The organism is Streptomyces spiroverticillatus (assembly GCA_014650415.1).
GTDB lineage: Bacteria > Actinomycetota > Actinomycetes > Streptomycetales > Streptomycetaceae > Streptomyces > Streptomyces spiroverticillatus.
The window spans coordinates 30289-51991 of the sequence record BMUX01000023.1 but is presented as its reverse complement, the minus strand read 5'-3'; the positions used below and the strand labels follow the sequence as shown (position 1 = coordinate 51991).

Annotated in this window: 21 protein-coding genes; 15 read left to right on the top strand and 6 right to left on the bottom strand. The window is 72.3% G+C overall.

The genetic code is table 11. From position 1 onward, the window contains the following. Window positions 1-28 precede the first annotated feature (28 nt). From ribH to IE269_RS37670, 6 genes are all read left to right on the top strand, one after another. Window positions 29-514, top strand: coding sequence for a 6,7-dimethyl-8-ribityllumazine synthase (gene ribH / locus IE269_RS37695; protein ID WP_189827831.1), 486 nt, complete (start codon window positions 29-31; stop codon window positions 512-514). A gap of 56 nt (window positions 515-570) precedes the next feature. After that, on the top strand, window positions 571-843 hold the full coding sequence (locus tag IE269_RS37690) for a phosphoribosyl-ATP diphosphatase (RefSeq protein ID WP_189827830.1): 273 nt from the start codon (window positions 571-573) through the stop codon (window positions 841-843). Window positions 844-896: 53 nt separating this feature from the next. Continuing rightward, window positions 897-1745 (top strand): ATP phosphoribosyltransferase, encoded by an 849-nt coding sequence (hisG, locus tag IE269_RS37685; RefSeq protein WP_189827829.1) that lies wholly within the window; start codon window positions 897-899, stop codon window positions 1743-1745. Between the two features lie 28 nt (window positions 1746-1773). Then, window positions 1774-2232, top strand: coding sequence for a PH domain-containing protein (locus IE269_RS37680; protein WP_189827828.1), 459 nt, complete (start codon window positions 1774-1776; stop codon window positions 2230-2232). A gap of 211 nt (window positions 2233-2443) precedes the next feature. Then, complete coding sequence (locus IE269_RS37675) at window positions 2444-3787, top strand: hemolysin family protein (protein WP_189827827.1); 1344 nt, start codon at window positions 2444-2446, stop codon at window positions 3785-3787. Further along, window positions 3784-4893, top strand: coding sequence for a hemolysin family protein (locus IE269_RS37670; RefSeq protein ID WP_189827826.1), 1110 nt, complete (start codon window positions 3784-3786; stop codon window positions 4891-4893). Before IE269_RS37675 ends, IE269_RS37670 begins: the two co-directional genes overlap by 4 nt. A 244-nt stretch (window positions 4894-5137) precedes the next feature. Here IE269_RS37670 and IE269_RS37665 read toward each other — a convergent pair whose 3' ends face one another. Then, the gene (locus IE269_RS37665; RefSeq protein ID WP_189827825.1) at window positions 5138-7030 is read right to left on the bottom strand and encodes an AAA family ATPase; all 1893 of its coding nucleotides are present in this window, start codon (window positions 7028-7030) and stop codon (window positions 5138-5140) included. Window positions 7031-7454: 424 nt separating this feature from the next. Then, window positions 7455-8039, bottom strand: a complete 585-nt coding sequence (locus IE269_RS37660; RefSeq protein ID WP_189827824.1) for a uridine kinase family protein — start codon at window positions 8037-8039, stop codon at window positions 7455-7457. A gap of 217 nt (window positions 8040-8256) precedes the next feature. On the opposite strand from IE269_RS37660, the gene IE269_RS37655 reads away from it, so the two are divergent. Together IE269_RS37655 and IE269_RS37650 are read left to right on the top strand one after the other, a co-directional pair. Then, window positions 8257-9654 (top strand): peptidase C39 family protein, encoded by a 1398-nt coding sequence (locus IE269_RS37655; RefSeq protein WP_189827823.1) that lies wholly within the window; start codon window positions 8257-8259, stop codon window positions 9652-9654. Between the two features lie 122 nt (window positions 9655-9776). Beyond that, on the top strand, window positions 9777-9929 hold the full coding sequence (locus tag IE269_RS37650; RefSeq protein ID WP_189827822.1) for an SCO1431 family membrane protein: 153 nt from the start codon (window positions 9777-9779) through the stop codon (window positions 9927-9929). Here the strand turns inward: IE269_RS37650 and IE269_RS37645 are convergent. From IE269_RS37645 to IE269_RS37635, 3 genes are read right to left on the bottom strand one after another with little or no spacing between them, the layout of a single operon-like run. Further along, complete coding sequence (locus IE269_RS37645) at window positions 9907-10827, bottom strand: hypothetical protein (protein ID WP_189827821.1); 921 nt, start codon at window positions 10825-10827, stop codon at window positions 9907-9909. The genes IE269_RS37650 and IE269_RS37645 overlap by 23 nt on opposite strands. A gap of 37 nt (window positions 10828-10864) precedes the next feature. Then, a complete protein-coding gene (locus IE269_RS37640; RefSeq protein WP_229898549.1) occupies window positions 10865-11995 on the bottom strand; it encodes a DUF6114 domain-containing protein in 1131 nt (376 codons plus the stop codon). Next, window positions 11986-12507 (bottom strand): DUF6230 family protein, encoded by a 522-nt coding sequence (locus tag IE269_RS37635; protein WP_229898559.1) that lies wholly within the window; start codon window positions 12505-12507, stop codon window positions 11986-11988. Before IE269_RS37635 ends, IE269_RS37640 begins: the two co-directional genes overlap by 10 nt. Before the next feature lie 238 nt (window positions 12508-12745). On the opposite strand from IE269_RS37635, the gene IE269_RS37630 reads away from it, so the two are divergent. From IE269_RS37630 to IE269_RS37615, 4 genes are all read left to right on the top strand, one after another. Beyond that, window positions 12746-13384, top strand: coding sequence for a TetR/AcrR family transcriptional regulator (locus IE269_RS37630; RefSeq protein WP_189827820.1), 639 nt, complete (start codon window positions 12746-12748; stop codon window positions 13382-13384). A gap of 216 nt (window positions 13385-13600) precedes the next feature. Continuing rightward, complete coding sequence (locus IE269_RS37625) at window positions 13601-14773, top strand: acyl-CoA dehydrogenase family protein (RefSeq protein ID WP_189827819.1); 1173 nt, start codon at window positions 13601-13603, stop codon at window positions 14771-14773. A 498-nt stretch (window positions 14774-15271) separates the two neighbouring features. Further along, window positions 15272-16396 (top strand): Rv3169 family protein, encoded by a 1125-nt coding sequence (locus IE269_RS37620; RefSeq protein WP_189827818.1) that lies wholly within the window; start codon window positions 15272-15274, stop codon window positions 16394-16396. Window positions 16397-16433: 37 nt separating this feature from the next. Next, entirely contained in the window at window positions 16434-17546 is a 1113-nt protein-coding gene (locus tag IE269_RS37615; protein WP_189827817.1) for a phosphotransferase family protein, read from the top strand. Here the strand turns inward: IE269_RS37615 and IE269_RS37610 are convergent, their stop codons facing one another. Continuing rightward, window positions 17547-17960 carry a hypothetical protein gene (locus IE269_RS37610; protein WP_189827816.1) on the bottom strand — a complete coding sequence of 138 codons (414 nt, stop codon included), beginning with the start codon at window positions 17958-17960 and terminating at the stop codon, window positions 17547-17549. 255 nt (window positions 17961-18215) lie between these two features. Between IE269_RS37610 and IE269_RS37605 the strand changes: the two genes are divergently transcribed. The 3 genes from IE269_RS37605 (at window position 18216) to IE269_RS37595 (ending at window position 21629) form a co-directional block, all read left to right on the top strand. Continuing rightward, window positions 18216-18656, top strand: a complete 441-nt coding sequence (locus IE269_RS37605; protein ID WP_189827815.1) for an Lrp/AsnC family transcriptional regulator — start codon at window positions 18216-18218, stop codon at window positions 18654-18656. A gap of 48 nt (window positions 18657-18704) precedes the next feature. Next, the gene (locus IE269_RS37600; RefSeq protein ID WP_189827814.1) at window positions 18705-20366 is read left to right on the top strand and encodes an amidohydrolase; all 1662 of its coding nucleotides are present in this window, start codon (window positions 18705-18707) and stop codon (window positions 20364-20366) included. Between the two features lie 495 nt (window positions 20367-20861). Continuing rightward, on the top strand, window positions 20862-21629 hold the full coding sequence (locus IE269_RS37595; RefSeq protein WP_189827813.1) for a polyprenol monophosphomannose synthase: 768 nt from the start codon (window positions 20862-20864) through the stop codon (window positions 21627-21629). Window positions 21630-21703 lie beyond the last annotated feature (74 nt).

Below are 21703 nucleotides of genomic sequence, written 5' to 3'. Positions count from 1 at the left end.
CCCGAAACATCGAGGAAGAGAGAACAGCGTGAGCGGCAAGGGTGCACCCGAACTGAGCGTCAAGAACTGCAACGACCTGCGGGTGGCAGTCATCGCGGCCCAGTGGCACGAGAAGATCATGGACGGCCTCGTCGACGGCGCCCTGCGCGCCCTGCACGAGCTGGGCATCGACGAGCCCACCCTGCTGCGCGTCCCCGGCAGCTTCGAGCTCCCCGTCGTCGCCAAGGTCCTCGCGGGCCGCGGCTACGACGCGATCGTGGCCCTCGGGGTCGTCATCCGCGGCGGCACTCCCCACTTCGAGTACGTGTGCCAGGGCGTCACCAACGGCCTCACCCAGGTCTCCGTCGACACCGGCGTCCCCGTCGGCTTCGGCGTGCTGACCTGCGACACCGAGGAGCAGGCCCTCGACCGCGCCGGACTCCTCGGCTCGACCGAGGACAAGGGCCACGAGGCCGTCACCGCCGCCGTCGCCACCGCCACCACGCTGCGCACGGTCGCCGAACCCTGGCGCTGAGTGGCCGCCCCCTGGCGCTGAGTGCCGTAGGGGGACCCCGTACTCTAAGGACCATCATGGCCAACAAGACTTTCGAAGAGCTCTTCACCGAGCTCCAGCAGAAGGCCGCCAACGGCGACCCCACCACCTCCCGCACCGCCGAGCTGGTGGACAAGGGCGTGCATGCCATCGGCAAGAAGGTCGTCGAGGAGGCCGCCGAAGTCTGGATGGCCGCCGAGTACGAGGGCAAGGAAGCCGCCGCCGAGGAGATCTCGCAGCTGCTGTACCACGTCCAGGTGATGATGGTCGCGCGCGGGATCTCGCTCGACGACGTCTACGCCCACCTCTGAGCACGCCCCTCACTCCACCCGCTTTTCCCTTCGCATCAAAGGAAGCTGACCTCATGCTGCGCATCGCCATCCCGAACAAGGGCTCCCTCTCCGGACCTGCGTCGGCGATGCTCCATGAGGCCGGCTACCAGCAGCGCAAGGAATCCAAAGAGCTCGTCCTCGTCGACCCGGCCAACGAGGTGGAGTTCTTCTACCTCCGCCCCAAGGACATCGCGATCTACGTCTCGGCCGGCCGCCTCGACATCGGCATCACCGGCGAGGACCTCCTGATCGACTCCGGCGCAGGCGCCGAGCCGATCCTCCCGCTCGGCTTCGCCCGCTCCACCTTCCGCTTCGCCGCCAAGCCGGGCACCGCCACCTCCCTGGAGGACCTGGCGGGCAAGACGATCGCCACCTCGTACGAGGGCATCGTCGCCAAGTTCCTCGCCGAGCGCGGCATCGAGGCGTCCGTCGTCCACCTGGACGGCGCCGTCGAGACCGCCATCGAGCTGGGCGTCGCCCAGGTCATCGCGGACGTCGTGGAGACCGGCACCTCGCTGCGCAACGCGGGCCTGGAGGTCTTCGGCGAGCCGATCATGACCTCCGAGGCCGTCGTCATCCGCCGCACCGGCGCCGAGACCGACGACCCCAAGGTCCAGCAGTTCCTGCGCCGCCTCCAGGGCGTCCTGGTGGCCAGGTCGTACGTGATGATGGACTACGACTGCCGGGTCGAGCACCTGGAGAAGGCCGTGGCCCTCACTCCCGGCCTGGAGTCCCCGACCGTCTCCCCCCTCCACCACGAGGGCTGGGTCGCGGTCCGCTCCATGGTCGCCGCCAAGGAGGCCCAGCGGATCATGGACGACCTCTACGAGCTGGGCGCGCGCGCCATCCTCACCACGGCCATCCACGCCTGCCGTCTCTGACCGACCCTCTTTCTTGTACGTACGAAGGATGCCGCCCGCCGTGTCGCAGCCCCAGCTCCCCGCCCTCCCGGTCACCTTCCGGCCGAACCGGACCAGGGCGGTGCTGCTGACCGTGGGCACCGCGATGTTCGTGGTCGTCTCGGCGATCGGGTTCCTGCTGGAGGGGCTCGGCCCCGGCGAGCGGCTCACCTTCGTCTTCACCGGCGCGCTGTTCTTCGGCGTACTGCTGCTGCTCAGCCGCCCCAAGGTGGTCGCCGACGAGGACGGCGTCACCGTCGTGAACCTCACCACCAAGCGTCGCCTCGCCTGGGCGGAGATCCTCAAGGTCAACCTGCGCCCCGGCGACGCCTGGGTCTTCCTCGACCTCAGCGACGGCACCAGCCTGCCCGCGCTCGGCATCCAGCCGGGCGTCGCCAAGGAGAAGGCCATCCGCGACGCCCGCGCGCTGCGCGACCTGGTCGAGGCACGGGGCACGCACGCGGGCTGACCGTCCCCGCACACACGGGATGTGCACCTGCCCATCGGGGTGCCTTGTTGATTACTCTGGGGGGTGGTGCGCCAAGTGCGCGCCACCCCGCCTCTGACGGCCCTCCGGGGCCCGCGGGGTCGCACCTTCGACCCGAGGAGTGACTCCTTCCAGCAATGGACGGATCGTCCGGTAGTACCTGCGCCGCCCCCTCTTCTTCTGAGGCGGCGGCATGACCATCCCGCTTCTGCTGCTCGCCGCAGCGTTCCTCCTGATCCTCGCCAACGGCTTCTTCGTGGCGGCCGAGTTCGGCCTCGTCACGGTGGAGCGGCCCGACGCCGAACGTGCCGCCGCCGAAGGCGACAAACGTGCCCGCACGGTCGTGAACTCCCTGCGTGAGCTGTCCTTCCAGCTCTCCGGCACCCAGCTCGGCATCACCCTCACCTCGCTCGTCGTGGGCATGCTCGCCGAGCCCGCCCTCGCCCAGCTCCTGGACGGCCCGCTGACCGCCGTCGGCATCCCGGCGGGTGCCGTCTCCGGCGTCAGCGTCGTCATCGGCATGCTGCTGGCGTCCGCCGTGCAGATGGTGATCGGCGAACTCGTGCCGAAGAACTGGGCGGTGTCCAAACCGCTCCAGGTCGCCCGCTTCGTGGCAGGCCCCCAGCACCGCTTCTCCACCCTCTTCCGCCCGGTGATCACCCTGCTCAACGCCACCGCCAACCGTCTCGTACGGATGCTGGGCGTCGAGCCGACGGACGAGCTGGCCTCCGCCCGCACGCCCGGCGAACTGGTCTCCCTGGCCCGCCACTCGGCGCAGGCCGGAACCCTGGAGCAGGACACCGCGGACCTCTTCGTCCGCACCCTCTCCCTCGGCCACCTCACCGCGCAGCACGTGATGACGCCGCGCGTGAAGGTCGCCTCCCTCCAGTCGACCGCCACCGCCGCCGACGTCCTCAACCTCACCCGGGCCACCGGGCTTTCGCGCTTCCCCGTCTACCGGGAGCGCATCGACGAGATCGTCGGCATGGTCCACCTCAAGGACGCGCTCGCGGTCCCGGTGCACGAACGCATCCGGGTCCCGGTCGGCCGGATCGCCGTCGCGCCCCTCCTCGTACCCGAGACCCTGCCCGTACAGCAGCTCCTGGAACGGCTGCGCAGCGAACAGCCGATAGCGGTCGTGGTCGACGAGTACGGCGGCACGGCCGGGGTGGTCACCCTGGAGGACATCGTCGAGGAACTCGTCGGCGAGGTACGCGACGAGCACGACGCCGAGGGCGCGGACCGGCCCGAACTGGCCGCCGTCGCCCCCGCCGAGGACGGCAGCCCGTCCTGGGAGGCCGACGGCAGCTGCCGGGTCCTGACCCTGCGCCGGATAGGACTCGACGTCCCCGACGGCCCGTACGAAACGGTGGCCGGCCTCGTCGCCGACCTCCTCGGCCGCATCCCCGCCCCCGGCGACCGGGCCGAACTCCCCGGCTGGAAGCTCTCCGTCCGCCAGGTGGACCGCTACCGGGCGGAGCGGGTGCGGCTGGTGCGCACGTCCGCCGCGAAGCAGCTCACGGAGGCGGCCCGATGAGCGCCCTGCAACTCCTCTTCGCCCTCCTCCTGGTCCTCGCCAACGGCTTCTTCGTCGGTGCGGAATTCGCGCTCGTCTCCGTCCGCCGCAGCCAGATCGAACCGCTCGCGGCGGGCGGTTCGGCCCGCGCCAAGCAGGTCATGTACGGCCTGGAGCACCTGCCGCAGATGATGGCGGCGGCCCAATTCGGCATCACCGTCTGCTCGTTGACACTGGGCGCGGTGGCCGAGCCGACGGTCGCCCACCTCCTGGAGCCGGTCTTCCACGCGGCCCACGTGCCGGACGCTCTCGTCCACCCCCTGGGATACGCGATCGCCCTGGCCGTGGTCGTCGCCCTCCATCTCGTCATCGGCGAGATGGTGCCGAAGAACCTGGCGATGACGGCCCCGGAGAAGACCGCGCTGTGGTTCAGCCCGGGCCTGGTGGCCTTCGCCCGCCTGTGCAGGCCGGTCACGGCGGCGCTGGGCTGGTGCGCCCGCATGGTCCTGAAGCTCTTCCGGGTCGAACCCAAGGAAGAGGTCGAGTCCGTCTTCACCAGCGAGCAGCTCAACCGCCTGGTGGAGGACTCGGGCCAGGCGGGCCTGCTCGACCCCGGCGCGCAGGAGCGCCTGGAGGACGCGCTGGAGCTGGGCAGCCGCCCCATCACGGACGTCCTGCTGCGCCGGCCGTCACTCGTGACGGTCGACCCGTCCGTCACCCCGCGCGAGATCGAGGAGCTGACGGTCCGCACGGGCTACTCGCGCTTCCCGGTCTGCGCGCCGGGGCCTCTCGGTGCCTTCATGGGATACGTGCACGTGAAGGACGTCCTGGACCTGGAGGAGGCGGAACGGGCGGTGCCGCAGCAGGTGTGGCGTGCACTGCCGACGCTGCGGGCCGAACTTCCCCTCGACGACGCCCTGTCCGTCATGCGCCGGGCAGCGACGCACCTGGCGCAGGTGGCGGATGCTTCGGGGAAGGTGCTGGGGCTGGTGGCCCTGGAGGACGTCCTGGAGAAACTGGTGGGCGAGGTCCGCGACCCGGCCCACCGGGACCTCCCGGTGTCCCCGCAGGTCCCGCGCCCGGCGGAGCGCCGGGGCGTCCGCCTGCCGGAGGCGATGGCGGGGTAGGGGGTCGGCACCCGGTGCCGGGGCGGATTTCTCCCCTACCCGCCCCTTCCCGTAACCCTGCGGGCGCGTTGTGGTTGCTCGCGCAGTTCCCCGCGCCCCTAAAAGGGGCGCGGGGAACTGCGCAAAACCCCAGCCCCCCACCCAGCCGCGCGGCCGAGCGCTTTAGGTGAAGGGGCGGGACCGGGGCGAAAACACCCCGGTGCCGGGCAACGGCACACGAGGCCCCGCCCCCCGGGGGGGGGGCTTACAACCCGCCCCCGGGAGGCTCCGCCGTGCGAGGCCCTCTCCCTGAGAGCACCTCCCCGTACGCCTGCATCAGGTCAGGCAGCCGCAGAGTCGACAAGTCGTCCCGCGTCGGCGTCGCCGCATACCCCGAAAGACGCAAGTCCCGATACGCACAGCTCTTCTCGTACAGCGTCCGCAGAAACCGCCCGTTCCCCAGCTCGTCGATCCACCCCTGATCGACCACATGCCCGGAAATGCTCCGCAGCTCCTCCAGCGCCTCCTCGTCCCACACGTCCCCGTTGTCCCCCGCCAGCACCTCTCCGATGCTGGTCAGCTCCAGCGGCCGGTAGCTCGGGAAGTCGACCCGGGTCGTGAAGCGGGACGACAGCCCGGGGTTGGCGGCCAGCAGCCGGTCCATCCCCTCCGGATAGCCCGCCAGGATCACCACCAGGTGGTCCCGGTTGTCCTCCGCCCGCTTCAGCAGCACCTGAAGCGCCTCGTCCCCGTACGCATCGCCCTTGCTGTAACCGGAGTTGGCGAGGCTGTACGCCTCGTCCACGAAGAGCACGCCTCCCATCGCGGAGTCGATCAGCTCATTCGCCTTCACCGCCGTCTGGCCGAGGAACTCCCCGACCAGATCCGCCCGTTGGGCCTCGACCAGATGGTCCCCGCCCAGCAGCCCCAGTGCGTAGAACACCCGCCCCAGAATCCGCGCCACCGTCGTCTTCCCCGTCCCCGAAGGACCCGAGAAGACAAAGTGACGTTTCGGCGGCTGCACCGGCAGCCCCTGACCGGCCCGCAGCCGCGCCATGTTCAGCTGCGCCGACAGCGCCCGCACCTGCCGCTTGACCGGCTCCATCCCCACCATCCGGTCCAGCTCCCCGAGCGCCTGCTCCAGGAGCGCCGGGTCGGAGGGCCCGGCCGGGAAGGGCGGCAGCCCGGTGGGCCGGGGCGGGCCGGCCTTCTCCCGTACGCCACTGCGCGGACCCGGCGGCGCCGCGCCGCCGAACGGCAGGCTCCCGTCGCCGCTCAGCCGCAGGTCGCCGCCGCCCTCCAGGGTGTCCAGCTCGCCCTGCGACTCCACGGAGTCCTGGCTGGCCAGCGACACCGTCGCCAGACCGGCCGCCGACTCGTCGTACCCGTCGAGGCCGTCGCCCTCGGAGATCGCCGCAAGCCGTGCCGCCGTGTCCATGAACGCCGGGTCCACCCGGTGCACCGCCCGGTACAGGGGGAGCGCGGCGGCCGAGCGCCCCGTGCCCTCGTGCGCCCGCGCCAGCCAGTACCGCAGCTCCTTGCGCTGCGGCTGCTCACTGCGGCAGCGCATCAGCGAGGCGGACAGCAGCGGCTCCGCCTGCCCGAACATCTCCAGCCGTACGCGCGCCATCCCGCCGAAGAGCCCCGACTCGATGCCAAGCAGTGGATCGTCCACCAGCGAGTCCGTGTGCCGGACCAACTGCTCCCAGTCCTTGACCAGATACGCCCGGCACGCGTGCAGGAACCGCACCTGGTTGTCCGTGTCCACGGGCGGCAGGCCCGCCAACGCCCGGTCCAGCTCCGGCACATGGCGGCCGTCCAGCCAGTGCGAGGCGTGCGCGAGGAGCAGGTCGCGCGGGCTCTCCAGCACCGGCTGCACCCACCAGCCCAGCCAGTACCAGGAGTTGAGCGTCCGCCGGTGCCGGGCGCGCTGCTCGCCGAACCGCTCCCGGTGGCGGTACATCCGTAACAGCGCCGTCGTCGTGTCGATGCGCAGGGCGTGCAGGCCGAGCCAGCCGTCCGCCATGCCGGGATCGAGCCGTACCGCCGCCCGGAATTCCTCCTCCGCCTGCGGGTACGCCCCCATCGTGTAGGCGTCCACGCCGCGCAGCCAGGCGAGGTCGGCCGGGGCGTGCGTGCCCTGCGTGCCGAAGTCCATCACGTCCCCCACAGACCGTGCCCCCCGTGATGTGCGCCGGGCCTGTGCCAGTGACCCTTTGTCGTTGGCATATGCCCGAACCGCTGTGTCCCGGACGGGAATTGACCGCACCGAAGGGCATCGTACCTGGGCAGGGGGCACCTGAATAAGGGTGGCGCGAGGGGTGCGGTGATGGTGACCCTGGGTGAGCGAAGTGGCTCCGAAGGCACCCGTGTTGGGGGAGTGAGGGCAGAACGAAGCCCCCGATCACGGGGGAACAACCGGGGGCTTCGTGTCTGCGGGCGACTCCGGAAAGCCGCACATTGAGAACGTAAGACCTGTACGCCCCCCGGGTCAAGCGGAGTTGGGGCACTCGCGGGGGCGGTTTTCCGGCCGTTCCGCAAGGCCCGGACGGGTGGTCACGGGGAGTGACGGATCGGTTCGCTCACGCGGTCGCGGGGGTCCCCTCACGCCACTCGTACCCCTCGCGCACCTGACGTATCAGGGCGTCGGCGAACGGACGGGACGGGTCCGCCGAGAAATGGCGCGTCTCGGCCCGCGTCCAGCCGTCCCAGAAGGCGGACTGCGCCGTTCCGTCCCGTTCGCGACCGCGCGCCCAGGACCGCTCGGCGTCCAGATCCATCCAGAGGAGGTGCGCCAACAGCGGTCTGAGCTCCCTGCGCCCCGCGCCGACGCCCTCCATGACGACGACGGGCGCGGGCGGCAGCTCGTACCGTTCGGGTCCGAAGCGCCGGTGCGTCCAGTCGTACGGCGCGTACCGCGCGCGCTCACCCCGCGCGAGGGGCTCCAGGACCTGTGCGCGCAGCCGGTCCGTCCAGGCGAACAGGGCGTCGTGGCTGGCCAGATCGTCGAGATGCAGGACGGGAGCACCGCCGAGCGCGTCGGCCAGACGTCCGGCGAAGGTGCTCTTGCCGGAGCCCGCGTGCCCGTCGACGGCGATCAGCCGGACCGGGCCGAGGGACGGGGGGAGGGCGCTCAGCCGGGCGGCGAGCGGGGCGATGCTGTTCACCCTGGCCACCCTACGAGTGCCGTGCTCCGCGCGCCGCCGCAGGTCAGGGGGTGGGCGGTCGCAGTATGGGGCGCGGCCCGGGTGCAGCAGGGTCTGGCGGGGCGGCCATGTCGTCCCGTGCGGACCGTGCGCGTCCCTGCCTGGAGCCACGTTCCGGAGCCCTCGCCGGAGCGGTGCACACGCCCGTACCCGTCCGTCCGACCGGGAGGTTACGCCCATGACCACACCCCCACCGCGCCCCGAACCCGCCGCCCGCCCCGAGCCCTCCGCCCGGCCGGGCCCCGGCAGCGCCTCGCGCCGGGCCGTGCTCGCCGCCGTCCTCGCGACCGCCGCCGTCCCCGCGCTCCCGGCCGCAGCCGCCGTCCCGCCCCCGGGCACCATGAACACCGTGGACAACCGCTTCTGGACCAGCGGCGACGACTGGCGTTCCGGCACCGGCCCCGGCACCCGCGTCGTGGAAGGCCGCCGCCCCGGGCTGACGATCGGCACACCGGACGGTGTGACGACCTACCTCGACCCGCACACCGGGCGCACCGGCACCTACGAGTACGCCGTGTGGACCTCGCCGTTCCACCGCAGCCGCACCCCCGCCACCGAGATCGTCCCCTCCTGGAACGCGGAGACGCCGCCCGGCACCTGGCTCGCCGTCGAACTGTGCGGCGCGTACGAGGACGGCTCCCGCACGCCCTGGTACGTCATGGGGCGCTGGGCGTCGGGCGAGAGCGAGATCCGGCGCACCTCCGTGGACGGCCAGGGCGACGGACGCAGCAGCGTCTCGACGGACACCGTCGGGGCCACCGACCCGGCCTCCGCGAAGAACCGCCTCAGCGGGTACCAGCTGCGGGTGATCCTGTACCGGCTGCCGGGCAGCGGTGCCGCCCCCATCCTGTGGCGCGTCGGGGCGATGTCCTCCGCCGTGCCGGACCGCTTCACCGTCCCCGCGTCGGCGCCCCGGCGCGCGGGCGAGCTGAAGGTGCCGCGCCACTCCCAGGAGATCCACCTCGGCCAGTACCCGGAGTACGACAACGGGGGAGAGGCCTGGTGCAGCCCCACCTCCTCGACGATGGTCCTGGAGCACTGGGGGCGCGGCCCGAGCGCCGCGGACCTGGCCTGGGTGAACCCCGCGTACGCCGACCCCCAGGTGTGCCACGCGGCCCGGTACACCTACGACCACCAGTACGACGGCTGCGGGAACTGGCCCTTCAACGCCGCCTACGCCGCCGGCTACCGGGACATGAACGCCGTGATCACCCGGTTGGGATCGTTGAACGATCTGGAGAACCTGATCCGGGCGGGCATCCCCGCCATGACGTCACAGTCCTTCCTCAAGGGGGAACTCACCGGCGCCGGCTACGGCACCTCCGGCCACCTGATGACCGTCGTCGGTTTCACCGGCACCGGTGACGTGATCGTCCACGACCCGGCGGCCCCCACCAACGACGCCGTGCGCCGCGTCTACAAGAGGCGCGAGTTCGAGAACGTCTGGCTGCGCACCAAGCGCCGGGGCACCGACGGCAAGGTGGCGTCCGCCACAGGGGGCGTCTGCTACCTGTACTGGCCGCTGGAGGCGACCTCCGCCCAGCACAGGGCACTTGAGGCGATCGGCGTGCGCTGACACGGTATTCCGGCCCCGGGGCGGTGACCTATGTCATCTGTTCCGGGGCCGGTCCCGCTGGCACTGTGGACGGGCGCGGGCATCCCGCGACCCTCCACCGCCTCCCGTACTGCGAGTTCCTGATGACTGCCGCCTCCGCCGCCCTGTTCTCCCGCCTCCAGACCCGTACCGGCGGCCCCGACGACCAGGACGGGCCCAAGCTCCTGGAGCACGTGCTCGGCTGGACGCTGGTCGTCGTCGTGGCGATGTTCGTCACGGGCGCGGGTCTGCTGTGACGCCGTAGTCCGGTGCCGGAGGCCCGTGCGGTACGTTCTCGCCCGCCCGCCAGTGCTGGTCCGGGACGCCCACCAGCCCGTACAGGAAACGCACCGGACTGCGGCGTGGCAGCAGCACGAGAGCTGCCCCGACGGCGAACAGGGCGAGCCCCAGCGGCCACCCCAGCAGCCGGACCAGCAGGCTCGCCACCAGCGCGCCGAAGAACGGCAGGGCGTACACGCCGGCCCCGGCGATCAGCACGGCGACGAACCGGCCGACCCTGCGGTCCGCATCCGCGCCCGGCAGCCGCCAGCCCTCGGCCAGCCAGCCGATCTCGGTGACCAGCATGGTGCCGACGACGGCGACACCGAGCACCAGCAGGGCGAGGAAGGTGCCGGAGGTCAGGAAGTCCAGCACGTTGTTGACCACGCTCTCGCGCGGCCAGTCGCGGTAGGCGCGTGTGCTGGCCGTCAGCAGGCGGCGGTAGCCGTCGCCGTCCCAGCCGTGGACCAGCGTCCCGAAGAGCAGGAAGTACCCGCCGACGCTCTGGAGGTACGCCCAGTAGCCCGCGCCCACCAGGACCAGCAGCCGGGCCGCCAGGTAGCCCAGCAGGGCGCCGACGACGAGCGAGCCCGCGTAGAACAGCACGAACCCGGCCCACAGGCCCTGGTGCCCGTCCACGACGTGCATGGTGGCCCAGGACGGGTTCTGCCACAGCAGGAACAGCCCCGTCGGGACCAGCAGCACCGCCGCGTAGAGCACCGTGAGCGCCAGGTACGGGTCGGCGGCCCGGCTGCGGGTGCGGACGCCCTCGCCGCGCACCGAGCGCTCCCACCACTGGAGCTGGCGGCCCGCGGACACCGCGAAGGTCGCCCCGATCGCGTACGCCCAGAAGGGCGCGGCCTGAAGCTGGATCACGGAACCCTCCGGGAGTGGTGGGCCGGGCGCGGGCGGCTCAGGAGGCGCCGAGCGTCAGCCCGTCGGTGACGATCAGGTCCGAGGTGACCATGGCCTGTTCGGCGCTGACGTCCGTCATGTAGACGAACGGCGGGACCACCGGGGGCACCGGCAGCCCGTCCGGGGTGAAGGTCAGGCACAGCAGCCCTTCGAGGCAGCCGCTGAACTTCGTCAGGTAGAGCGTGACGTTTCCGCTGAGGTCCAGGCTGTCGGCGCCCAGGGCGAGTTCGTCGCGGCCGTCGCGGGTCTTCAGCCGGTAGTCGGTGAGGGAGGCCGCCTTCATCCGCAGCACCATCACCTTCAGCGGCCCGTCGGCGGTCCGTACCTCCGTCACCCCGGCGATCAGGAAGCCCTGGGGTGCGAAACGGGTCGTGGTGACGGTGGGCGGCACCCGTGGCGCGAGGGCGTCGGGGGCCGCCTGGGCCCGTTGTACGGGTGCCGCGACGGACGCCAGCAGGGCGACGGGGAGGGCGACCGCAAGGGTGCGAGGGCCCCGGTGGTCGCGCACCCGGGGAGGGGTGCGGGTGCCGTCCACCGCTTCCGTGCTTTCCGTGCTTTCCGTACGGTCGTCCCGGTCGTCGTCCGCGGGCTCCACGACCGGCGACCAGCCGAAGCCCAGGGCGCTGCCCGCGATGCCGAGGAGGGTGCCCACCAGGAAGCCGCCCAGGTTGGTGGCGGCGAACGACAGCACCGACAGGATCAGCGCGTTGATGCTGACGTAGTGGCGGGTGTGCGGCAGGAACCACAGGAAGAGGCCCGCGGCGACCAGCGCGAGACCGATGCCGATGGCGGCGATGCCGCCGAGCCCGAGGCTCACCAGCACCGTCAGTGGTGACAGGGGGACCAGCAGCAGCTCGGTGCCCGCGAGCACCAGCAGCAGCCCCGCCCAGAACGGTCTGCGCCGCCGCCAGGCCCGGAAGCGGTGCCGGGACTCGGGCCAGGGGAGGCGGGAGTCGAGCCATCCGCGCCAGGGGCGTCCGTTTCTGTCACCGGTGCTGGTGCTCGCGCTGTCACCGGTGTTGGCGCTTGTGCTGTCACCGGCGCTGGTGCCAGGGCTGCGTCGGCCGGTGCCGGGGCCAGTGCCGCGTCGGCCGGGCCCGGTGCTTGCGCCCCACCGGCTCAGAAGCACTGTTTGCCGTCCAGGCTCACATCCAGCTTGAGCCCCTTCAGCCGGAAGTTGCCGCCCGTCGCCGACCAGGCGTGCGACCGCACTCCGACGACCTCGATGTTCCCCGCCTGGAGGCCGAACTTGCCGGGCTCGCCCTTCACGCCCTGCACGGCGTCCAGGGTGGAGGCGTCCCGGCCGATCTGCGCCGTGCCGAAGCGGGCGTCACCGGTCAGGTCCTCGCCGTCGATGATCAGGTTGCTGGCGGTCACCTCGCCCGCATCGCCGCCCGCCGTCAGCTTGAACACCACCGTGCCGACCGGGGTCTTGACCCGCGCCGACTGGCAGATGTCGGAGAGCCTGGCGTCCCCGATGCCCAGCAGGGCCACCGGGTGCCCCTTGCCGTCCACGGACCTGTCGGTCTGGACGTACGACGACAGGCCGCTGCTCGTCAGCTTCCCCGAGGAGACCTGAAAACTTGTGCCCGAGACGGCGAACGACGCGGCCAGTGCGCCCTGGCCCATCATCGCCGCCATCGCCCCGACCGCGAGGACCGCCGGAACGGCGACCACGGCGCTCCTGCGCCACCCCGTTCTGCCCTCCGGCAGTGGTGCTCGTTTCTTCGGCTTCCTGGCTGCTGCGCTCACTGGGTCCTCCCGTACGTCGCAGAGATTGCGCAGGGGACGTGCATGCGGTGCATCAGTGACGGAAGGCGCACAGGGCCGTGGAATACTGCGGCGGCGATCCTTCCGGACTGGGAGAGTAGGACCTAATTTGAATAAGAGTCAACAGCGCGGAACCACCGGGAAATCCCAGGCGCGCAGGGCAGAACTCATCGCAACAGGCCGGAAGTTGTTCGCCGACACGTCCTACGACGCGCTCTCCATGGACGACATCGCACGCCACGCGGGCGTCGCCAAGGGCTTGATCTACTACTACTTCACCAACAAGCGCGGCTACTACCTGGCCATCGTCGAGGAGTCCGTCGCCGAACTCGTCGCCAGGGCCGGCAGCCACCCCGAACTCCCGCGCGCGCAACGGGTCCAGCGCACCGTCGACGGCTATCTGCTCTACGCCCGCCACCACCAGGCCGCGTACCGCACCATCGTCACCGGGGGCGTCGGCTTCGACGTACAGGTGCAGTCGATCCGTGACACGGTGCGCGCACAGCTCCTGGCCACCCTCGCGGAGGGTGCGTACGGGCGCACGGACATCCCCGCGACCGCGCGGCTCGCACTGCTCGGCTGGATGACCGCCGTGGAGGGCATCACCCTCGACTGGATCGGCGACCCCCTGCTGCCCCAGGAAGAGGTGCGCGAGCTCCTCGTACGGCTGCTGCGGGCCACCCTGGAGACCATCGGCGAACTCGTGCCCCAGTGCCCGGCTCCGCCGCCGGACGACACGGTCGCGTAACACCCCGCCGCCCTGCCCGGCCTGCGGCTTTTCGACCGGTGACGGAACGGGCGCGATCGGGCATACTCAGCCGCCACAGTCCCGGACAGTCCGCTTCCGCAACCCGGAGCGGTGCTTCAGGCTGGGACGTGAGTCACCTCGGCGGCGCCGCCACACCCTGCGCGTGCGCCCGCTGCCGCGCCCGTACCGGGCCCGAGATGCAAGGAGAGCGCCGCAATGGCCGACCGCGCCCCGCAGCCGGTGGAACGACAGCTGCCCACCGAGGAGTCCCGCGACCTGCTCGCGCTCGTACGCGACATGATCCAGCGGGAAATCGCCCCCAAGGCGGCCGACGAGGAGGAGGCCGGGCGCTTCCCGCGCGAGGTCTTCGCGCTCCTTTCCGAATCCGGGCTGCTCGGTCTGCCGTACGACTCCGAGCACGGCGGCGGCGACCAGCCGTACGAGGTCTACCTCCAGGTCCTCGAGGAGCTCGCGGCGGCCCGGCTGACCGTGGGCCTCGGCGTCAGCGTGCACAGCCTCGCCTGCCACGGGCTCGCCGGGTACGGCACCAAGGAGCAGAAGGCCGCCCACCTGCCCGCCATGCTCGGCGGCGGCCTCCTGGGCGCCTACTGCCTCTCCGAGCCCGCCTCCGGCTCCGACGCCGCGTCCCTGCGCACCAAGGCCGTCCGTGACGGCGACGACTGGGTGATCACCGGCACCAAGGCGTGGATCACCCACGGCGGCGTCGCCGACTTCTACACCGTCCTCGCCCGCACCGGCGTCGAGGGCCCGCGCGGCATCACCGCCTTCCTGGTTCCCGGCGACGCTCCGGGCCTCTCGGCGGCCGCCCCCGAGAAGAAGATGGGCATGAAGGGCTCGCCCACCGCCCAGCTCCACTTCGACGGTGTACGGGTCCCGGACTCCCGCCGGATCGGCGACGAGGGCCAGGGCTTCGCCATCGCCCTCTCCGCGCTGGACTCCGGCCGCCTGGGCATCGCCGCCTGCGCGATCGGCGTCGCCCAGGCGGCCCTCGCCGAAGCCCTCTCCTACGCCACGGGCCGCGAACAGTTCGGCCGCCCGATCGCAGACTTCCAGGGCTTGCGCTTCATGCTGGCCGACATGGCGACCCAGATCGAGGCAGGCCGTGCGCTCTACCTGGCAGCCGCCCGCCTGCGCGACGCGGGCCGCCCCTTCTCCCGCGAAGCGGCGATGGCGAAGCTCTTCTGCACGGACACGGCGATGAAGGTCGCGACGGACGCCGTCCAGGTCCTCGGTGGCTACGGCTACACCGTCGACTTCCCGGTCGAGCGCTACATGCGCGAGGCGAAGGTCCTCCAGATCGTCGAGGGCACGAACCAGATCCAACGCATGGTCATCGCCCGCCACCTCGCGGGCCCCGAATCCCGCTGATCCCCTCCGGGGGGGGGCTTCGGGTGGGGGTCGTTGCGCGGGGGCGGCCGGGTGGTGGGCCGCTGTCCCCGACGGGGCTACGCCCCTCGCCCCCTGCACGGGCTGCGCCCGCGCGTCCTCAATCGCCCGACGGGCTGAATGATGCCGCCCGAAGGGCAGGCATCCAGGGGCGCGGGGAACTGCGCGCCCAGCCACCCACCCAGCCGCGCGGCTGAGCGCTTTAGGTGAAGGGGCGGGGCTGGGGCGAAACCCGCCCCGGCACCGGGTGCCGACGCCCCACCGGCCCCGCCCAGCGACCCCGCCCCCCGGAGGGTCCGCGCACCCGGTGCCGCCCCGCCCCCGCCGCAAGCCCCCGCCCCAACTCTGGCCCTCACCAAGCCACCTGACGTACCGTCAGACTCCGCCGAAGCGGGGACCGGGGCACCCCCAGGACAGGGAGAACCAGGCACCCGGCCCCCACCCCGGCGCACCGCCCACCCCGCGCCCCCGGAGGACCCCGTGCCCCAGGACCGCCCCATCCCCCTCGACGAATACCCCATCCACCAAGCCCCCCTCTCGATGAAGCACGTCGCGACCGGCGACCGCAACGCCTACGACCGCTGCATCTTCCACCTCGTCGACCACACCGGCCACGCCCTCCTCATCGTGGGCCTCGGCGTCTATCCCAACACCGGTGTCATCGACGCCTACGCCACCCTCCGCCTCGGCGACACCCTGCACGCCGTCCGCGCCTCCGACGCCCTCGGCGACGACCGGATGAACATGTCCGTCGGACCCCTGCGCATCACCGTCGACGAGCCCCTGCACCGCTTCACCCTCACCTGCGACGCCGACCCCGCCGACCCGGACTCCCTCTCGTACGAGATCAGTTGGACGGCGGAGTTCCCCGCCGTGTGGGAGCCGCACCACGTCCAGTACCGCGGCGACCGCCTCATGCTCGAAGGCCGCCGCTTCGTCCAGGCCGGAGGCTGCTCCGGCGAGATCCGCATCGGCGGCGAGCGGATCCGCCTCGACCCCGCCCACTGGACCGGCACCCGCGACCGCAGCTGGGGCGTGCGGCCCATCCCGGGGGAGGAGGGCGGGCGCGCCGCCGAGGAGCACCGGCCGGAGGGCTTCCACTGGCTCTGGATACCGGCCCGCTTCGACGACCGCTTCGTCATGATCGTCGCCCAGGAGGACGCCGACGGGCACCGCACCCTCAACGAGGCGCTCCTCGTCGACAAGGAGGGGCGCCACACCCAACTCGGCTGGCCCCACACCGACATCACCTACCGCCCCGGCACCCGCCACCCCGAACGCGCCGTCGTCCACCTCACCGACCCCGCCCGCAAGCCCCTCGAACTGGGCGTCGAGATCCTCGCCTCCTCCCCGCTCGCCGTCGGCGCCGGATACCCGCCGGCCGACGACTGGCAGCACGGCACCTGGCAGGGGCGCGGCTGGACCGACCGGCGCGCCTACGACCTCTCCGACCCCGCCGCCCACCCCATGGCCGCGTACGGCGTGATCGACCACGCCGCCCGGTTCACCCTCGACGGGCGCACCGGCCACGGCATCTTCGAGCACGGCACCTTCGGCCGCCACGACCCCAGCGGCTTCACCGGCTACGCGTCCACCGCACCCTGAGCAGCCACTCACCCCGCGAGCAGAGGAGTACGGAGACATGGCCACCGCACCCCGACCCCGCACCACCACCCGCGACCCCGAGGAACTCGGCCGGCGGCTCACCGCCTGGCTGGCCCCCCGCCTCCCGGGAGCACGTGTCACCGACGTCCGCGTGCCCGGCTCCAACGGCATGTCCAGCGAGACCCTGCTCTTCGACCTCGACCACCCCGAGGCCCCCGTCACCGCCTGCGCCCTGCGACTGGCCGCCGACCCGGCCGCGTACACCGTCTTCCCCGTGTACGACATGGCCCGCCAGCACCGGGTCATGAGCCTGGTGGGCGCCCACACCGACCTGCCCGTCCCGCACGTCCTGTGGCTGGAGGAGGACCCCGCCCCTCTCGGCGCGCCCTTCTTCGTGATGGCGCGCGCCGAGGGCCGCGTGCCGCCGGACGTCATGCCGTACACGTACGAAGGCAACTGGCTGCACGCGGCGAGCGACGAGGAGCGCGCCGCACTGGAGGCCGCGAGCATCGGCGTCGTCGCACGGTTGCACCAGCAATTCCCCGCCAAGGAGGCAGAGTTCCTGCTGCCCGATGTCGAAGGGAGCCCGCTGCGACGTCATGTGACGGCCCAGCAGGTCTATTACGAGTGGGTCGTCGACGGACTGCCGCGCTCACCGCTCATCGAGGAGGCCTTCCGGTGGCTGGAGGACCACTGGCCCGAGGAGGAGGGCGAGCCGGTGCTGTGCTGGGGGGACGCGCGGATCGGCAACATCATCTACGACGGCTTCGAGCCCGCCGCCGTCCTCGACTGGGAGATGGCCGCCTGCGGGCCCCGCGAACTCGACCTGGGATGGGCGGTCTACCTGCACCGCTTCTTCCAGGACCTGACCGTCTCCTTCGGCCAGGCCGGGCTGCCCGACTTCCTGCGGCGCGAGGCGATCGAGGAGCGGTACGCGCGCCTGACCGGACACACTCCGCAGCACATGGAGTTCCACACCCTGTACGCCGCCCTGCGGCACGCCGTGGTGATGCTGCGGATCGCCTACCGGCAGGTGCACTTCGGCGAGGTCCGGGTCCCCGAGGACCCGGACGCGCTCATCATGCACCGGGCGTCGCTGGACGCCATGGTGCGCGGAACGTACTGGAGGGAGGCGGGGTACGCGCAGTAGCTAGGCGGCGCGCTGGCGCGGCACCTTCAGCGGGCGCGACCCCGGGCCGCCCACGTGACTGAAGGGCTGGGTGCGCCAGTCGAGGCCCTGGGGGAGGGTGAGCAGCAGCGCGGTGTCCTGCTCCAGCACCTCCAGGGTCTCGTCCGCCGGCTTCGCGTCGGCGGCGGGACGGCCCGTACCGGAGCAGGCGGTCAGACCGAAGGGGTTCCACGGGGTGGGGCACTTGGCGTGCTCCGGCAGGACGTCCTCGTCGGCGAGCAGCGCGATGGGCTGCGCGCAGTCGGGGCACAGGACCCGGTACATCTCGAAGGTGTCGTACGCGTCGGAGCCGGAGTCCTCGGAATCGTCGAGGGCCAACGCCGTGACGTCGGCGGGTTCCGGTTCGGTACGTCCGGTGCGCTTCAGGCTCTGCATGGAGACACTCCCCCTAGAGGTGGGCCACAAGGCGCTGCGGGCCTCGACCACACCAAGCACTTCCCTGCGCGCCTGCGCGATAACCCCACAAAGAAGAAGGACACGGGGCGCGGGGTGTGGCCTTCGTCACATGCCTGTCGCAGGTGCCGCGTGTGCGCCCCCTACGAGCCCCTCGCGCGCCCCCGTCGTTCCACCAGGCAAGACGCACGCCGCTCAGGTGCCACAAGGGCCCCGCGCCCTGTAGGTTCTCCGTCCATGGAGGAGTTGGATCGTCAGATCGTGGACCTGCTCGTCAAGGACGGGCGGATGAGCTACACCGACCTGGGCAAGGCCACCGGCCTGTCCACCTCGGCGGTGCATCAGCGCGTCCGCAGGCTGGAGCAGCGCGGAGTGATCCGCGGATACGCCGCGGTCGTGGACCCCGAGGCGGTCGGGCTGCCGCTCACCGCGTTCATCTCGGTGGCGCCCTTCGACCCCAGCGCCCCCGACGACATCGCCGAACGGCTCGCGGGCGTCGACGAGATCGAGGCCTGCCACAGCGTCGCGGGCGACGAGAACTACATCCTCAAGGTGCGCGTCGCCACCCCGCTGGAGCTGGAGCACCTGCTCACCCGCATCCGCACCCTGGCCGGCGTCTCCACCCGCACCACCGTCGTCCTCTCCACCCCGTACGAGGCGCGCCCGCCGCGCATCTGAACCCACCCGTGTCACGGGCGGCGCGGGCGCTGCGCGAGACTGGTCCCCATGACCGAGCGCACCGCCCCCTCTTCCCCGGCCGACCCCGCCGCCCCCTCCGACCGCACCGTGCTGCTGCGCGGAGGCGAGGTCCACAGCCCCGCCGACCCCTTCGCCACCGCCATGGTCGTCGAGCGCGGACACGTCGCCTGGGTGGGCTCCGAGGGGGCCGCCGACGCCTTCGCGACCGGCGTCGACGAGGTGCTCGACCTCGAAGGCGCGCTCGTCACCCCGGCGTTCACGGACGCACACGTGCACACGACGTCCACGGGCCTGGCCCTCACCGGCCTGGACCTGTCCGCCGCCCGCACCCTCGACGAGGCGCTGGCTCTCGTACGCTCCCACGCCGCCGGACGCCCGGCCGGCGAGGTCCTCCTCGGCGGCGGCTGGGACGCCTCCCGGTGGCCCGAGCAGCGCCACCCCTCGCGCGCCGAACTCGACGCCGCAGCCGGCGGACGCCCCCTCTACCTGCCCCGCATCGACGTCCACTCGGCCGTCGTCTCCACCGCCCTGCTCGACCTCGTGCCCGGCATCACCGGCCTGACCGGCTACCACCCCGACGAGCCGCTCACCGCCGCCGCCCACCACGCGGTACGGGCCGCCGCCCACGGCGCGATCAGCCCCGCCCAGCGCGTCGACGCCCAGCGCGCCGCCCTCGCGCACGCCGCCTCGCTCGGCATCGGCACCGTCCACGAGTGCGCCGGCCCCGAGATCTCCGACGAGGAGGACCTCGTCGGCCTGCTGAGGCTCGCCGCCGACACCCCGGGCCCGCGCGTCTTCGGCTACTGGGCCGAACAGGTCGGGAACGCGAAGGACGCCCAGCGGATCCGGGAGCTGGGCGCCATCGGCGCCGCCGGGGACCTCTTCGTCGACGGCTCCCTCGGCTCCCACACCGCCTGCCTGCACCAGCCCTACGCCGACGCCCCGCACACCGGCACCGCCCACCTCGACGCCGCGGCCGTCGCCGCCCATGTCGCCGCCTGCACCGAGCAGGGCCTCCAGGCGGGGTTCCACGCCATCGGGGACGCCGCGATCAGCGCCGTCGTCGACGGGGTGCGCGCCGCCGCCGAGAAGGTCGGCCTCGCCCGGGTGCGGGCCGCCCGCCACCGGGTCGAGCACGCCGAGATGATGACCCCCGAGACCATCGCCGCCTTCGCGGAGCTCGGCCTCACCGCCTCCGTCCAGCCCGTCTTCGACGCGCTCTGGGGCGGCGACGAGGGCATGTACGCCCAGCGCCTGGGCGTCGAGCGGGCCCGCACCCTCAACCCGTACGCAGCCCTGCTCAAGGCCGGTGTGCCGCTCGCCTTCGGCTCCGACAGCCCGGTCACCCCGCTCGACCCCTGGGGCACCGTCCGCGCCGCGGCCTTCCACCGCACGCTCGACCACCGGGTCTCCGTCCGAGCCGGGTTCACCGCCCACACCCGCGGCGGCTGGCGGGCCGTCGGCCGCGACGACGCGGGCGTCCTGGTCCCCGGCGCACCCGCCGACTACGCGATCTGGCGCACCGGTGACCTGGTCGTGCAGGCCCCCGACGACCGGGTCGCCCGCTGGTCCACCGATCCCCGCTCCGGCACGCCCGGCCTGCCCGACCTGGCACCCGGCGTCCCGCTGCCGGTCTGCCTGCGCACGGTCGTTTCCGGCGAGACCGTGTACGTACGGCCGAACGCATGACGTGAGACGGGCGCGTACCGCCGATCGGTGCGGCCGGGGCCGCCCGGGGGTTCTTCGCCCCGTCGCCACTGACCAGCGGATTTGAAGAATCGCCGCAGGTCGCACAGGTGTTGACAGGGAGCGGCCACCGGCGGGTAGGTTCGGCCGGGTCCACCACGAAACGTCCGGCCGGAAAACCTCCACGCAGTCGTCGAACGCCGCTGGGTCATGGACGGGTCGCCGCACCGGCGCCCCGCCCGGGAACCAGGTTCAGCGCCCGCGCCTCGGGGGCGAGGGAAGGTTTTTTCCGGTCGACGGTGCGACCCGGGTAGGGCCCCGGCGTTCAGTAGACAACGGCGAGGATGTCCGCAGCCGGCGGCCACCTGGTCGGCCCGAAGGACGCCGGGCCCCCATCCGCAGAATCCGCCCGGCTCCCACCGGCCGGACCCTCGGCCTCTTCCCCGTACCCGCTCGCTATGGTGGGTCCTTCCGAGTACGGACATTAAAGGGGAAGCAGTGAACGACGGCGGTCAGAAGCGTTACGGCCCGCTCGGCAGTGCTTTGGTGATCATCCCGACCTACAACGAGGCCGAGAACATCAAGCCGATCGTCGCGCGGGTCCGGGAAGCGGTTCCCGAGGCGCACGTCCTGGTCGCCGACGACAACAGCCCCGACGGCACCGGAAAGCTCGCCGACGAGCTCGCCGCCGCCGACGACCACGTCCACGTCCTGCACCGCAAGGGCAAGGAGGGCCTCGGCGCCGCCTACATGGCCGGCTTCCGCTGGGGCATCGACAACGGCTACGGCGTCCTGGTCGAGATGGACGCCGACGGCTCCCACCAGCCCGAGGAACTGCCCCGCCTGCTCACCGCGCTCAAGGGTGCCGACCTGGTGCTCGGCTCGCGCTGGGTGCCCGGCGGGCGGATCGTGAACTGGCCCAAGTCCCGCGAGTTCATCTCCCGGGGCGGCAGCCTCTACTCCCGGATGCTGCTGGGCGTACCGATCCGGGACGTCACCGGAGGCTTCCGTGCGTTCCGCGCCGAGACCCTCGAAGGCCTCGGCCTCGACGAGGTCGCCTCGCAGGGCTACTGCTTCCAGGTCGACCTGGCGCGCCGCGCCGTCGAGTCCGGCTTCCACGTGGTCGAGGTGCCGATCACGTTCGTGGAGCGGGAGATCGGCGAGTCGAAGATGAGCAACGACATCCTCATCGAGGCACTGTGGCGGGTCACCGCCTGGGGCGTCGGCACGCGCGCCAACAAGCTGCTCGGCCGCAAGCCCCTGTAAGGGCCTGTCACCCGGCCCGGCGGCCCGGGGCACTCACGCGCTCTTTACGCCGTTCAGGCGGCCTGCCAGGCACA

Coding starts and splice junctions, on each gene's coding strand:
- IE269_RS37610 (WP_189827816.1), bottom strand. CDS start 17,960: ATGCAGAGCCTGAAGCGCACCGGACGTACCGAACCGGAACCCGCCGAC.
- IE269_RS37605 (WP_189827815.1), top strand. CDS start 18,216: ATGGAGGAGTTGGATCGTCAGATCGTGGACCTGCTCGTCAAGGACGGG.
- hisG (WP_189827829.1), top strand. CDS start 897: ATGCTGCGCATCGCCATCCCGAACAAGGGCTCCCTCTCCGGACCTGCG.
- IE269_RS37665 (WP_189827825.1), bottom strand. CDS start 7,030: ATGGACTTCGGCACGCAGGGCACGCACGCCCCGGCCGACCTCGCCTGG.
- IE269_RS37600 (WP_189827814.1), top strand. CDS start 18,705: ATGACCGAGCGCACCGCCCCCTCTTCCCCGGCCGACCCCGCCGCCCCC.
- IE269_RS37625 (WP_189827819.1), top strand. CDS start 13,601: ATGGCCGACCGCGCCCCGCAGCCGGTGGAACGACAGCTGCCCACCGAG.
- IE269_RS37635 (WP_229898559.1), bottom strand. CDS start 12,507: ATGGCGGCGATGATGGGCCAGGGCGCACTGGCCGCGTCGTTCGCCGTC.
- IE269_RS37615 (WP_189827817.1), top strand. CDS start 16,434: ATGGCCACCGCACCCCGACCCCGCACCACCACCCGCGACCCCGAGGAA.
- IE269_RS37655 (WP_189827823.1), top strand. CDS start 8,257: ATGACCACACCCCCACCGCGCCCCGAACCCGCCGCCCGCCCCGAGCCC.
- IE269_RS37675 (WP_189827827.1), top strand. CDS start 2,444: ATGACCATCCCGCTTCTGCTGCTCGCCGCAGCGTTCCTCCTGATCCTC.
- IE269_RS37690 (WP_189827830.1), top strand. CDS start 571: ATGGCCAACAAGACTTTCGAAGAGCTCTTCACCGAGCTCCAGCAGAAG.
- IE269_RS37680 (WP_189827828.1), top strand. CDS start 1,774: ATGCCGCCCGCCGTGTCGCAGCCCCAGCTCCCCGCCCTCCCGGTCACC.
- IE269_RS37650 (WP_189827822.1), top strand. CDS start 9,777: ATGACTGCCGCCTCCGCCGCCCTGTTCTCCCGCCTCCAGACCCGTACC.
- IE269_RS37670 (WP_189827826.1), top strand. CDS start 3,784: ATGAGCGCCCTGCAACTCCTCTTCGCCCTCCTCCTGGTCCTCGCCAAC.